Raw genomic sequence first — 13,060 nt, 5'->3', positions numbered from 1 at the left:
AGCCCATGTGAGTACCCCTGGAACCGGTCCCGGCGGCCGACCGCCGGAGACCGGGCCGGAGGCGGGTCGCCAGCCCGTCCGGATCCCGCGACGCGACACCGATGTCGGGCGCGTCATCGACGCGCCCACCGAGGGTGTCGAACGTGACGAGCTGCCCAAGGATCTGCCGGATCTCGACAAGATCCATCAGGTCGCACCGACGGCGCCCCTAGCGAAGGCCGCACCCGCGGCCACCGCTCCGGCCGCGACCCCGGCCGGCGAGGCCGCTCCCGCGGCTCCGGAGGAGGCGGCACCGTCGAACCTGCACACCGTGGGCGGCACTCCCGCCCGCGCCGCGGGCGTGAAGACGCAGGCCGCGAACGGTCCCGTGCGGGCCGGGATGCAGCTGCGCAGCATCGACCCGTGGACCACGTTCAAGGTCACCGGCGTGATCTCGGTGGTGATGTTCTTCGTGTGGATGATCGCGGTCGGCGCGCTGTACATCGTGCTCAGCGGCATGGGCGTGTGGAGCAAGATCAACGACAGCTTCCAGACGCTGACCAACGAGCAGGCCGGTGCGAGCCTCCTGACCGCCGGTGACGTGTTCACCTACGCGGGCCTCGTCGGCCTCGCGAACGTGATCCTGCTGACCGCGCTCGCCACCGTGGGCGCGTTCATCTACAACCTCTGCGCCGACCTCGTGGGCGGCATCGAGGTGACCCTCGCAGATAGGGACTGACCAGCTGTTTTGTAGAACCCGAGGTGCGCTGGTAATGTTCCACCTCGGTTCACGGGCCTATAGCTCAGGCGGTTAGAGCGCTTCGCTGATAACGAAGAGGTCGGAGGTTCAAGTCCTCCTAGGCCCACCACACCCCGTCCCGGGGCCTTAGCTCAGTTGGTAGAGCGCCGCCTTTGCAAGGCGGATGTCAGGAGTTCGAATCTTATCTCTAGCTGACAGGTCCGGTGAGGGGTTTGACCAGCAGGGACCTTGTGGTGGACATGTCCACCACAAGGTCGTAGCTTGGCGGTAGGACGGCGCCAATTGTTGGGTGCACAACCGAATACGGGGGCTTAGCTCAGTTGGTAGAGCATCGCCTTTGCAAGGCGAGGGTCAGGGGTTCGAATCCCCTAGCCTCCACAGTATGATGAGTCGCGACATGGGTCACGAGGAAGCCCCCGGCCATCGGCCGGGGGCTTTCTGCGTGTTGCGCCAGTAGGTCTTGTCGGGCTGGATGTTGTTTGTTGCGATGAGCTGGCCGGTGCCGAGGTGGACGACGGTGACGGTGGTGTCGTCGATGTTGTGGGCGCGAGAAGGTACTCTCGGCCAGCGCTGACTACGACGACATCCTTCACCCCCGTAGCGTAGATTGCGGGCCATGATTGGTTACACGCTGGAGGAGAAGGTCGCCGTCATCGAGTTCCAGCGCCCGGAGGCGCGGAACGCTCTCAATCCCGAGATCATGGACGGCCTGGAGGCGGCGTTCGACCGCGCGGAGGCCGACGGGGTCTTCGTCATCGTGCTCACGGGGCAGGGCACCGTGTTCTCCGCGGGGGCGGATCTGCGATCGGGCGCGGTGCTGGACAAGAACTTCATGGAGCGCGTCATCCGGTTCTACCGCCGGGTCGAGGCGATGAAGCAGATCCTGGTCGCCGCCGTCAACGGGCCGGCCGTCGGGGCGGGCGTGCAGATGGCGATGCTCGCGGACCTGCGCGTGCTGGACCCCAGCGCCACCATCGCGATCCCCGCCGCCAAACTCGGCGTCACGATCGACAAGTGGACGCTGCGCCGCCTCGAGGACCTGGTCGGCGGCGGCCACGCCCGCGGTGTGCTGATGGCCGCGCAGAAGATCGGCGCCGAGAAGCTGCTGGACCTGGGCTTCGCCAACGCGATCGGCGACCGCGAGGCCGCCCTCGAGTTCGCCCGCGGCGTCGCGGGTCTCGCGCCGCTGTCGCTGCAGAACTACAAGGCGCTGTTCAAGAGCGACGTCGCCGTCGAGCCGCTCACCGAGGCCGAGGAGGCCCGGCTGCACGCGGTGTGGGACTCCGAGGATCTCAAGGAGGCCATCATGGCGCGGATCGAGAAGCGCGAGCCGCGCTTCACGGGGTGCTGACGGCCCTTCCGGGTCCGAAGAGCCGTCTCAGAAGTCCATCGGGAAGTTCTGGGCATTTCGGTCAGGGCCGTGCGCCAGTCCTAGGCGGGTTACCGCTCGTACTGTTGTGGCTGTAAGGGGAGCTCGGTGGTCCCTTGCTCACCATCGCTCCGGGGGCTATCGCTCCCGTGTGTCTGAGTCAGGTGTTCGGATTGCTAGGAGGCGGTCGGCGAGTTCGGCTGTCGCTGGCGCGAGTCGAGAGCGGTCGGCTGAGGCGAGGTAGATCTTCCAGGTGATGCGGGGCCGCACTTCGAGTGCGCGGAGGTGCGGAAAACGTACGGCCTCGCTCGCGGGCATCAACGCGGTGCCGAGACCGTGGTGTATGAGCTGTGCGGCGATGGTGTAGTCGAGCGCGATTTCGTGTGGGGTGTGTGCATGAACTCCAGCTGTGGCGAACGCATCGTCAACGAGCTGACGTAGGCTGTAGTGGGGAGGCAGGCCGATGAGGTGGTCGTCGATGAGTTCGGTGATGTTGACATGTCCGCGGTCAGCGAGGCGATGGTCGGGGCGACAGGCGAACACCATGGGTTCGTGACCGAGCAGGTGCATTTCGACTGAGGCCGGAAACCGGTCGGGGGCGGAGATCAGAGCGAGATCGAGTGCTCCCTGAGCGATTGCAGATAGGTAGGCGTTGGAGCCGGTTTGGCTCTGCCGCAACCTAATCTGAACCATCGGATAGTCGCGGTGGAACTGTCCCAAGAGTTTCGGCACATCGAGTGGACCGAACGAGATCAGTGCGCCGAGGTCGACGGTGCCGGTCAGTACTCCACGGAAGGTTTCGATCGATTCCTTAGCGTAACGCGCGGTCTGGAGCACGTGTATGGCGTGGTTGTGGAACTGCTCGCCGGCTGGGGTGAGACGGATCTGCTGTCGCGTGCGGTCGAAGAGGTCGACGCCGAGTTCTTTCTCCAGCTTGCTCACCGACGTGGACAGGGCCGACTGGACGACGTGGGTGCGCTGAACTGCTCGGGAGAAGCTCATCTCGTCGGCGACGGCGACGAAGTGCTGAAGCTGCCGAAGTTCCACCCGCTACCTCATCTCTATTGTAGATGGAGTCTATCAAAATGCTTCGTTGGACTAGATGCTTTGGCTCGGCTGTGATGACTGGTGGGTGCGCTGATGGATGGCGGCTGCAGTGGTTCGCGATGAGAGGAACGATGAAAAATGAGGGCTATCACGGTCTCTGATCCTTCTGCCGGTACGGAGGGCATGGTTTTGAGTGAGCGTCCCGATCCGGTGGTCTCGACCAACGATGTTCTCGTCGAGGTGTACGCGTCGGGCTTCACTCCGGGGGAGCTGTCCTGGCCGGAGAGCTCGGTTGATCGCCTTGAGCGGGATCGGACACCGGCGGTTCCTGGGCACGAGATGGCGGGGGTCGTCACTGCGTTGGGTTACGGCACGGCGGGGATCACGGTGGGGCAGCGTGTGTTTGGCTTCACTGACTGGACTCGCGATGGGACCCTTGCAGAGTTTGTGGCTGTCGAGGCCCGCAATCTTGCCCCTCTGCCAGGTGATGTCGACTTTACGGTCGGAGCGTCGCTACCTATTTCGGGTCTGACGGCGTGGCAGGGCTTGCTCGACCACGGTCGTCTTCGTCCGGGGCAGACAGTGTTGGCACACGGCGCCGCAGGCGGTGTCGGATCGATGGTCGTTCAACTCGCACGCGAGTTCGGCGCCTACATCATCGGTACCGGTCGGGCCGGTGACCGTCAAATTGCCCTCGACCTCGGCGCGAACGAGTTCGTCGACCTCGAACGCGAGCAGCTAGAGGATGTCGGCCCCGTCGACCTCGTATTCGACCTATTCGGAGGCGACATCGCCGAACGCTCGGCTGCGCTGGTCCGGTCCGGCGGAGCCCTCGTGACGATCGCCGGCCCGACGACGGCTCGCGTGGACAACGGCACCGTCATCGACTTCGTCGTTGAATCCGACCGCACGCAACTCGCGGAGATCGTTAATCGGGTACGCGACGGTCGCCTGCGGACCAACATTGGCACCGTCGTCACGCTCGACGACGCTATCGAGGTGTTCAACGGGCCTCGACGAGCCACAGGCAAAACCATCGTCCAGGTACGGAACTAACTCGAGGAATCGCGTCGAGTATGGGATCAACCGGTAAAAAGTTGTTGCCTCTCAGCGTGTTTGCTGCGACTGCGCTCAGCTCACTTGGAGCACCTACTGCGAGTGCGGCGCCGGAGCCCACGGGCCCCATCGTTCATGAGGTGTCGAACGAGCGCACCAACATCGCGGGAACCTCGCTCATCACCGTCACAGTCGATAACCCGCCCGGCGCCAAAAGTGTGCCACACCACCACGCGAAGTCGGCGTTCATCACCGCGTACGTGACCAAGGGGGCGATCCGCAGCAGGGTCGATGATGCCCTGCCGCACGTGTTTCGGACGGGTGAGAGTTGGATCGAACGCCCCGGCGCGCACCACACGATCAGTGAGAACGCCAGCGCCACCGAGCCAGCACAACTCTTAGCCGTCTTCCTCGTGCGGACAGGCGACGGCCCGCTCACCGTTGACGATTGAGGTGTCGACGGGTCGTCCCGGGAGGTTCTGCCGCACGTCGCCGCAGATCCGCGAAGATTGAACCAATTCGGGCCGTGCGTGACGAGGGCTCCCGGAAGACCTTCGAGAACTGTGAAACGCCGGCGCCATAGGCCTCCGGCTACCCGACGAGCGTTTGAGGCAGTCGAGGTTCCCAACGCGGGAATTGACGGGCGCAGCAACGACGGGGCACAAGCCGCTCGCTGCAGAGCGTTGTTGCCGCCGTGGTGGCAAACTCGCTGCGAACGCCGCGCTGGCCTGCCGAATGATCGGAGGGAGCTCGGCGAACGGAGCGAGATGCTCACTGGCGGCAATCTGCTGATATGACCGACTTCGACGAGCGTCGTAGTGACCGGCATGACCCAGATCCGGGGCATGGGCCTCAGCACCTCGCTGGTTGCTCGGATCTCCGACCGATATGATGGTTTTATGAAATCATCGAGTCGGGGGTGAACCAGGGTGCTTGAGCAGGGTGTGGCGCCGTTGTATGCGATCAAGGCGGATCTGTTTAAGGGGTTGGCGCATCCGTTGCGGATTCGAGTGTTGGAGGTGTTGGCGGCGTCCCCGGACTATCAGTGTGGGGTGAGTGATCTGCTTGCGGCGACGGGGTTGGAGGCGTCGCATTTGTCGCAGCATTTGGCGACGTTGCGGCGCCACCGGGTGGTGGTGAGCTCTCGTTCGGGTAGTGCGGTGACGTATCGGCTTGCGCATCCGAAGGTCGCTGAGTTGTTGGCGATCGCGCGAATCTTTCTGCACGACACGCTCGCGGACAGCACTGAGGCGTTGGAGGCGGTCGACCGATTGCCTGCTGTGACGCCCACCAGTGACGGCGTCTGATGGCGGGAGAGGCTGCGGCCTGGCGTGAGCGGGTGTGGTCGGTGGTGCGGGCGCCGTTGCCTAGGCCGGAGGATCTGCCGAGCCGGGCCGATTATGCGGAGGTTCCGCGGACGTGGCGTGGGGATCTGGTTGCTGGGGTCACGGTGGGGGTGGTGGCGCTTCCCTTGGCGTTGGCGTTCGGGGTCAGTGCCGGGGTGGGGGCGCAGGCGGGTTTGATCACGGCGATCATTGCCGGGGTTTGCGCTGCGGTGTTCGGTGGGTCGAATGTGCAGGTGTCGGGTCCGACGGGCGCGATGGTGGTTGTGCTCGCGCCGATTGTGGCGTCGTCGGGTGTGGGGACGGTCGCGTTGTTGAGCGTCCTAGCCGGGGTGGTCTTGTTCGTGCTGGGCGCGTCCAGGGTGGGGCGGGCGGTGGGGTTCATTCCGTGGCCGGTGATCGAGGGGTTCACCGTCGGTATCGGGGTGATCATCTTCCTGCAGCAGGTGCCGTCGGCGTTGTCGTCGCCGGTTGCTGCGGGCGAGAACGCGTTGGTGGCGGCGGTGGAGTCTGTTGCGGGTGCTCGTTGGCCGGCTGTGGGGGTCAGTGCCGCGATGGTCGTGTTCGTCGCGGTGGTGATGGTGGCGGTGCCGCGGCTGCATCGTGCGCTGCCGGCGGGCCTGATCGCGATCATCGTGGTCACCGCCGCGGTAGCGGCGTTCGATATCGCGACACCGGTGATCGGGGAGCTTCCGTCGAGTCTGCCGGCGCCGCAGCTGCCGGAGGTGGTGTGGGCGGATGTGCCGGGCTTGTCGGGTGCGGTGCTGGCGATCGCGGCTCTCGCGGCGATCGAGTCGCTGCTCTCTGCGCGGGTCGCTTCGACGATGCCTGGTCCGACGGGGGAGACGACGGGTCCGTTCAACGCGGACCGGGAGTTGGTCGGTCAGGGAGTGGCGTCGGTTGCGGCGGGACTGTTCGGTGGTATGCCGGCCACCGGGGCGATCGCCCGCACCGCGGTGAACGTGCGCTCGGGTGGCCGCACCCGGATGGCGGCGATCGTTCACTCGCTCGTGCTCGTGCTCGTGGTCTACGCAGCATCCACTGTGGTCGGCAGAATCCCGCTCGCTGCCCTGGCAGGCGTGCTGATGGTCACCGCTGCGCGGATGATCTCGCCGTCGCTGGTCCGCCGGATTCTGCGGTCCACCCGATCCGATGCGCTGACCTTCGCCGCGACCGCGGTGATCACCGTTTCCTTCGACCTGATCGTCGCGATCGAGATCGGCATCGCGTGCGCGGCCTTGTTGACCTTGCGCAAGTTCGCCGGCATGGGCGCGGTGCGGCGCGAGAGACTCCCCGGCACGCCGCAGGCGGGTGATGACCAGATCGCCCTGCTGCGCCTGGACGGGCTGATGTTCTTCGGCGTCGCCGACCGGATCCAGCAGGAACTGACCGCCGTCACGGGGGTGACGGTGATCATCCTGCGCCTCTCACAGGTGCAGTACGTCGACGCCACCGGCGCCCAAGCGCTCGCGGAAACTGTCCAAGCGTTGGAGCGGCACGGCGTCACCGTCCTCCTCAAAGGCATCCGCCCCGAACACCTCCCCGTGATCAGCCGCGTCGGAGTCCTCGAGCACCTACGCCACGAACGCCACCTCTTCGACACCCTCCCCGCGGCGCTCGCACACGCCCGCGACCACATCCAACGATCCGCCCACGAGAACACCACGAACGGCCCGCAATGACCCCCAACCCTCCCACCGCCGAATCCACCGACGATGTCCGCTCCGACGGTCACGGATCGTCCGACACCACGGATATAGCAGCGCCCGCTCGGCGATACCGGCGGATTCTGCCGGCGAGCCACGTCGAGGTCCTCTCGCAGCTCGACCGAGCGCCCAGTTGGGTCGAGCCGTCTCAGATCGCGGCACAGAATTGCCGCGCGGTGCTGGTGCGGCTCCTTCGCGCTGGGCTGGTCGAGTGGAAACCGCCGCTGGCGGGCGGTGAAGGCCTGTACTGTCTCACGCCCACCGGTGAACGCGCGCTCGAGCACCACTGCGGGCCCCGTTGGACGCAACGACTGGCGCCCGGCACCGCGATCGATGTCCTCACCCAAAGCGGTCAATGGCATCCCGCACGCACTGACAGCACTATCGAAGGCGTCTACGGCGCCGACGGACAGCGTCAGCACGACCACGCCGGCGTGTGGGTCATCCTCACCGGCCACGACCGCCGCTGGCCATGGCCGTGGCCCGCCACCGACATCCAGCCCCGCACCGAGCGCTGACGCTCCTCACGGCTCGCGGTCGCCGCCGGCATGACTGTCGTGCGCCGACGAGATTTCGCCTAAGGCCGGCTCGCGGCGGGACCGGCGTTGGCCTCGCGTTCGGTTCGCGGATTCAGGCCTCGATCGATGACTTTGCGGACCGCTTGTGGTGATGTGCCGGTGTATCGGGAGATATGGATATGCGGGATCCGAGCGAGGTGTGCGGCGATGATCGCCTGCCGGTAGCTGACTTCGGCGTGACGTTTCAGGTGTGCCCAGTGCATCACCGGGCGGAGAAGCTCCCGAATTTCCTGCGGTGTGGGCTCGGGTACTTTCGGCATGGCGTCTCCGTCTCTGGTGATCACGAACGATGCTTAGTGGCTGGTGGCAGGCGATAGCCGGACGTGCTCAGCGGGGGTAGCGGTGCCAGATCTGATCCGCGTTCGCCGCAGTTCCTGCGCCGAGTGAGGCCAGCGGGATGGATTGCGCAGCTGCGTGCAGTGCGGCGCGGACCTGCAGATTGCGGTGCCCGATCAGCACGATCTCGCTCGCACGGAAGCGATGCGTGAGGGCACTCACGCTCAGGTGCCCATCGGCTGCCGTGGATGACGGAAACAGATACCGGCGCTGTTTCTGCTCACCCGGCACCACCATTGGAGGGTCGACCCGCACGATCGCTGACAGGGGCCCTGCGAAAGCGCGGGGAATGATCGCCGGCTCCCGGCCAGCCGCCGCGAGCAGCGCGTCACCACGCCGAAAGCTCACCTCCTCTAATTGCACCGCCACGATCGACGCCAACGGGGTAGTTGTGGCGAAGGCGATCACCGCAGCGGCCTGCACCCACGGGGGCACCCGACTCGACGGCGCCAGAACCGCCAGCACCTGGTGAATTCCCGTCACCTGGGCCCGAGGGTGCGTGACCTCGCCCGCCGTGGGTGTACCCGTGCTCATCCCGTCAGCGCCTGTCGGTCCGGCATACAGACGCGCATTCACCGGTGAACCTCATCTGCTCTCCTCGTGATCCTGGATTCGGGTCGCCGCCGCAGTCCTTCGGGGCACCGCCCCGCGGACTGTCCACCCGACGGGGTAACCGCAATCGACACCTACAGCGAGCTACTTGCTAATATTGGTATATCAGAAGATCGAGGAGGGGTTCTGCCGTGCAGGAACAACCGCTGTACCAGATGAAGGCCGATTTCTTCCGCACCCTGGGGCACCCTGCGCGGATCCGAGCTCTCGAGTTGCTGTGCGACGGGGAGCTTTCTGTCGCTGAGATGCTGCCGCAGATCGAGGTCGAGCAGGCCAACCTTTCCCAGCACCTTGCCGTGCTGCGACGCGCAGGTCTGGTGACCTCCCGCAGGGAAGGGTCATTCGTCCGCTACACCCTCACCTCACCCGAAGTCGCTGAACTGCTAGGGGTGGCCCGCCGCATCCTGACCGGCGTCGTCGCAGGCCAAGCCGATGCCCTCGCCCCGAGGCGCGCGTCCGCGTGACCAACCGAGATCGACGCTGCGCCACCGGCGCGAACTGTTGCTCCGCCCCTGAAGCTGTGCACACGATCGCCACTAGAACTCAACCGAGCCCGATCGAGAGGACATCACCATGACCGCATCTGATCCGCGCACTATCAGTAGCGCTGGTGGTCACGATTCCGACACTCATCCGGACGTCGAAGCGTGGGTGGCGGAAGTCGCTGCATTGACTCGGCCCGCACGGATCCACTGGTGCACCGGGACCGAAGCTGAAGCTGCCGAGTTCTCGCGGCAGCTCGTCGACAAGGGCACCTTCGTCCAGCTCGAGGACGCACCGAATTCGTTCCTCGCGACCTCGGATCCGGCGGACGTCGCTAGGGTCGAAGACCGCACCTTCATCTGCTCCGACACCGCTGAGCAGGCCGGGCCGACGAACAACTGGATGGCGCCGGGCCGCATGAAGGACCTGATGACCGGCCTGTACGACGGGTGCATGACCGGCCGGACGATGTACGTCATCGCCTACTGTATGGGACCACTCGATGCAGCCGACCCGAAATACGGCATCGAGATCACCGACTCCGAATACGTAGCCCTGTCCATGCGGATCATGACCCGCACCGGCAACCCCGTCTGGGACAAGCTCGCCGACAACGGTCGCGAGGTCGAGTTCGTCCGAGGACTGCACTCTGTCGGCGCGCCGCTACAGCACGGGGACGCTGATGTGCCGTGGCCCTGCAACTCCACCAAGTACATCAGCCACTTCCCGCAGACCCGCGAGATCTGGAGCTACGGATCCGGATACGGCGGCAATGCCCTCCTCGGCAAGAAGTGCTTCGCCCTGCGCATCGCCTCCGCGATGGCCCGCGACGAAGGCTGGCTCGCCGAGCACATGCTCATCCTCAAACTCACCAACCCCCAAGGGAAGGTGCACTACATCGCTGCCGCGTTCCCCTCGGCGTGCGGCAAGACCAACCTCGCCATGCTCACCCCCACCCTCCCCGGATGGAAGGCCGAAACCATCGGCGACGACATCGCCTGGATGCGGTTCGGTGACGACGGCCGCCTCTACGCCACCAACCCCGAAGCCGGGTTCTTCGGCGTCGCACCCGGCACAGGGGATGCCACCAACCCGAACGCGATCGCCACCCTCGCAGCCGGCAACACCGTCTACACCAACACCGCACTCACCGACAATGGCGGCACCTGGTGGGAAGGCCGCACCGACACCCCGCCCGATCACCTCATCGACTGGCTCGGCCGCGACTGGACCCCCGACACCACCACCCCGGCGGCCCACCCGAACTCGCGCTACTGCACCCCGATCGAACAATGCCCCACCGTCGCACCCGAATGGAACGCCCCCGCCGGCGTCCCGATCTCAGCGATCCTCTTCGGCGGCCGCCGCGCCAGCACCATCCCGCTCGTCACGCAGGCCTCCTCCTGGGAACAAGGGGTCTTCCTCGGCTCGATCCTCTCCTCCGAGACCACCGCGGCCGCCACCGGCCAGGTCGGCGTCGTGCGGCGCGACCCCATGGCCATGCTGCCCTTCCTCGGCTATCACGCCGGTGACTACTTCCGCCACTGGCTCGAAATCGCCGACCACACCCGCAGCGATCTGCTCCCGAAGATCTTCTACGTCAATTGGTTCCGCCGCGGAGACGACCGCCGATTCCTGTGGCCCGGATTCGGCGAGAACACCCGCGTCCTGGACTGGGCGCTGCGCCGGATCGACGGCACCGCCGACGCAGTTCAGACCCCCATCGGATCGATTCCCACGCTCGACGCCCTCGACCTGACCGGCCTGGACGTCGATCGCGCTGACATCGAAGCAGCTCTCGCCTTCGACACGGCCGAATGGCAACAGGAAATCCCCCTCATCGACGACTGGTACGCCAGCCTCGACGCCACGACGATCCCGGTTGCGCTCCGCGGCCAACTCGCCGCCCTCGCGGCGGCGCTCACGGACACCGGTGAATCCGCATGACCGACCACGCCTCTGCAGAGCGTCGATCCACCAACGAGCGGCCCGGCCTGTGGCAGTACCTGCGCTACTGCTACGGCCGCGGCACCCTGCCCGCATCCATGAACCACTGGGTCACCGAAGACCTCACCGGACCTGGCGCCGTACGCCGCACCGTCATCCGCTTCGCAGTGCCCTGCGCGCTCATCCTCATACCGTTCCTCTTCATCAACACAAGCCTCGACGTGCGCCTATCCATGACGCTGCCGATCTTCATCCCCTTCCTCTACTTCTCCCTCGCCCTCAACAAGATCTACCGACGCGCACGCCTACGCCACCACGCACTCGACCCAGCCCTCATCGAAAAACGCGACCGCATCCGCAACGCCCCCGCCGTCGACGCCTACAACGCCCGGTACCGCACCAACCAGCACAACGCCGACACCACCACCACGACGAAAGCGGTCCCGCGGTCGGACCACGAACCGTGGGTGTTACCGCCGCAGTGACCACCAACCACGCGGCCATCACCGTCAGTCTCCGACCGTCGATCACCACACGAATGTTGATGGGCTGGATCCTTCAGCCGCGCATCACCATCGACGGCCGGCCCGTCACTGTCGACCACCCCACCACGCTCACACTGCAAGTCAAAGCAACCGTGCACCGCATCACCGCAACCACAGCACCGCGGTGGCGACCACCCACCCCAACCACCCCACTCGCCAACCGCGGGACCAGCTTCGGCACCTGGCACTACACCCCACCCAATACGACCACCGACATCACCATCACTCTCCGCCAATTCGGCACCCAAGCACGCATCACAACAGCGGCCTCCACACCCACCTAACGGCTCATCGTCACCTCACGCCGCTCATCTGAGCTGATCCGTGCATTACGACAACACAAAACGACAGCACAACAACATGGAATGGCGCTTCGAGGCCCGGACCGGTAAGGAGTGCAATGCCTGCCCAGACCGACCGTGACCTCGCCGACCTTGACTTCACCCTGGTAGCAATGTGCGGGCTCGCAGTCGCATCCATCGTCGCTGCCACGACCGCTCTGGCCGAGGCGAACCGACCAGCCGCAGAGAACGCGCTCGCGCTCACTAGTGAGCTGACCGCGATGAGCGGCCCCGCTGAAACCCAGATCCTCTCGCTGCTCGGCAGACCCTCGCCGCAGAGCGGCACTATCCGCCACGCTGTTGCAGGCGTCCACCTCACTGGTGACATTGTGCGCATGGGCGAGCACGCCGGCCGTATCGCCGAAATTGTGCGCGAACGCTACCGGGAGCTCCCCCGCGGTGGCGGTCGCGAGATCCTGTTACAGATGGGACTCCTCGCTCATGAGCTCGCACTCAAGGCATACCAAGCGTTGATCAACCACGACGCCGGCAGTGGCAACACCATCGACACTCACAACCATGACATGCGGTTGTTGCGGGCTGGGGACTGCTGCACCGAGAGGTGACAGTTACGGTGTTATGCCGCCGGGGCGGCTGTGTTGATGATGGTCTCGTATTCGATCGGGGTCAATCGGCCGAGGCGGGCTTGCCGACGGCGTCGGTGGTAGGTCCGTTCGATCCACGTGACGATCGCGATCCGCAGCTGCTCGCGGGTGGCCCAGCGGTGCCGGTCGAGGACGTTGCGCTGGAGCAGCGCGAAGAACGATTCCATCGCGGCGTTATCGCCGGCAGCGCCCACGCGGCCCATCGACCCGACAAGGCCGTGCTGGTTCAACGCTGCCACGAACTTGCGCGACCGAAACTGAGAACCCCTGTCCGAGTGAACAATACACCCGGCGACGGGACCAGGTCGACGGGCAACAGCATTGTTCAGAGCGTTCACCGCCAGGCGGGATTG

At 65.7% G+C, this 13,060-nt stretch carries 16 protein-coding genes and 3 tRNA genes; 15 read left to right on the top strand and 4 right to left on the bottom strand.

Annotated elements, in window-relative coordinates; genetic code table 11:
- The first annotated feature begins 7 nt into the window (after positions 1–7).
- The 5 genes from AXK61_RS13640 (at position 8) to AXK61_RS13620 (ending at position 2,090) form a co-directional block, all read left to right on the top strand.
- Positions 8–718 (top strand): DUF3566 domain-containing protein, encoded by a 711-nt coding sequence (locus AXK61_RS13640; protein WP_068570127.1) that lies wholly within the window; start codon positions 8–10, stop codon positions 716–718.
- Positions 719–771: 53 nt separating this feature from the next.
- Positions 772–848, top strand: a tRNA-Ile gene (locus tag AXK61_RS13635).
- 19 nt (positions 849–867) lie between these two features.
- Positions 868–925, top strand: a tRNA-Ala gene (locus AXK61_RS13630).
- A gap of 119 nt (positions 926–1,044) precedes the next feature.
- A tRNA-Ala gene (locus AXK61_RS13625) sits at positions 1,045–1,117 on the top strand.
- Between the two features lie 238 nt (positions 1,118–1,355).
- The gene (locus tag AXK61_RS13620; RefSeq protein ID WP_068745825.1) at positions 1,356–2,090 is read left to right on the top strand and encodes an enoyl-CoA hydratase; all 735 of its coding nucleotides are present in this window, start codon (positions 1,356–1,358) and stop codon (positions 2,088–2,090) included.
- Between the two features lie 156 nt (positions 2,091–2,246).
- Here the strand turns inward: AXK61_RS13620 and AXK61_RS13615 are convergent, their stop codons facing one another.
- The gene (locus AXK61_RS13615; RefSeq protein WP_068745823.1) at positions 2,247–3,155 is read right to left on the bottom strand and encodes a LysR family transcriptional regulator; all 909 of its coding nucleotides are present in this window, start codon (positions 3,153–3,155) and stop codon (positions 2,247–2,249) included.
- A 138-nt stretch (positions 3,156–3,293) separates the two neighbouring features.
- On the opposite strand from AXK61_RS13615, the gene AXK61_RS13610 reads away from it, so the two are divergent.
- From AXK61_RS13610 to AXK61_RS13590, 5 genes are all read left to right on the top strand, one after another.
- Positions 3,294–4,211: an NADP-dependent oxidoreductase gene (locus AXK61_RS13610; RefSeq protein WP_068745821.1), complete on the top strand. Its 918-nt coding sequence runs from the start codon at positions 3,294–3,296 to the stop codon at positions 4,209–4,211.
- Between the two features lie 44 nt (positions 4,212–4,255).
- Positions 4,256–4,663, top strand: coding sequence for a cupin domain-containing protein (locus tag AXK61_RS13605; protein WP_414929999.1), 408 nt, complete (start codon positions 4,256–4,258; stop codon positions 4,661–4,663).
- A gap of 477 nt (positions 4,664–5,140) precedes the next feature.
- Entirely contained in the window at positions 5,141–5,518 is a 378-nt protein-coding gene (locus AXK61_RS13600) for an ArsR/SmtB family transcription factor (protein ID WP_068745817.1), read from the top strand.
- Between the two features lie 44 nt (positions 5,519–5,562).
- On the top strand, positions 5,563–7,236 hold the full coding sequence (locus tag AXK61_RS13595; RefSeq protein ID WP_068745904.1) for a SulP family inorganic anion transporter: 1,674 nt from the start codon (positions 5,563–5,565) through the stop codon (positions 7,234–7,236).
- Positions 7,233–7,778: a hypothetical protein gene (locus AXK61_RS13590; RefSeq protein WP_068745815.1), complete on the top strand. Its 546-nt coding sequence runs from the start codon at positions 7,233–7,235 to the stop codon at positions 7,776–7,778. Before AXK61_RS13595 ends, AXK61_RS13590 begins: the two co-directional genes overlap by 4 nt.
- Before the next feature lie 59 nt (positions 7,779–7,837).
- Here AXK61_RS13590 and AXK61_RS24985 read toward each other — a convergent pair whose 3' ends face one another.
- A complete protein-coding gene (locus AXK61_RS24985; protein ID WP_156485670.1) occupies positions 7,838–8,122 on the bottom strand; it encodes a hypothetical protein in 285 nt (94 codons plus the stop codon).
- A gap of 43 nt (positions 8,123–8,165) precedes the next feature.
- Complete coding sequence (locus AXK61_RS13585) at positions 8,166–8,708, bottom strand: hypothetical protein (RefSeq protein ID WP_068745814.1); 543 nt, start codon at positions 8,706–8,708, stop codon at positions 8,166–8,168.
- A gap of 233 nt (positions 8,709–8,941) precedes the next feature.
- Between AXK61_RS13585 and AXK61_RS13580 the strand changes: the two genes are divergently transcribed.
- From AXK61_RS13580 to AXK61_RS13560, 5 genes are all read left to right on the top strand, one after another.
- On the top strand, positions 8,942–9,250 hold the full coding sequence (locus AXK61_RS13580; protein ID WP_068745902.1) for an ArsR/SmtB family transcription factor: 309 nt from the start codon (positions 8,942–8,944) through the stop codon (positions 9,248–9,250).
- A 109-nt stretch (positions 9,251–9,359) separates the two neighbouring features.
- Positions 9,360–11,216 carry a phosphoenolpyruvate carboxykinase (GTP) gene (locus tag AXK61_RS13575; RefSeq protein WP_068745812.1) on the top strand — a complete coding sequence of 619 codons (1,857 nt, stop codon included), beginning with the start codon at positions 9,360–9,362 and terminating at the stop codon, positions 11,214–11,216.
- Complete coding sequence (locus AXK61_RS13570) at positions 11,213–11,701, top strand: DUF5313 domain-containing protein (protein WP_068745810.1); 489 nt, start codon at positions 11,213–11,215, stop codon at positions 11,699–11,701. Before AXK61_RS13575 ends, AXK61_RS13570 begins: the two co-directional genes overlap by 4 nt.
- Entirely contained in the window at positions 11,698–12,045 is a 348-nt protein-coding gene (locus AXK61_RS13565) for a hypothetical protein (protein ID WP_068745808.1), read from the top strand. Before AXK61_RS13570 ends, AXK61_RS13565 begins: the two co-directional genes overlap by 4 nt.
- 116 nt (positions 12,046–12,161) lie before the next feature.
- A complete protein-coding gene (locus AXK61_RS13560) occupies positions 12,162–12,668 on the top strand; it encodes a PhoU domain-containing protein (protein WP_068745806.1) in 507 nt (168 codons plus the stop codon).
- 11 nt (positions 12,669–12,679) lie between these two features.
- Here AXK61_RS13560 and AXK61_RS13555 read toward each other — a convergent pair.
- On the bottom strand, positions 12,680–13,060 hold a 381-nt coding region (locus tag AXK61_RS13555; RefSeq protein WP_156485669.1), incomplete at its 5' end, for an integrase core domain-containing protein.

The sequence above is a fragment of the Tsukamurella pseudospumae genome (assembly GCF_001575205.1).
Lineage (GTDB): Bacteria > Actinomycetota > Actinomycetes > Mycobacteriales > Mycobacteriaceae > Tsukamurella > Tsukamurella pseudospumae.
The sequence above is the reverse complement of the archived record's forward strand: the minus strand, read 5'-3'. Positions and strand labels throughout refer to the sequence as shown.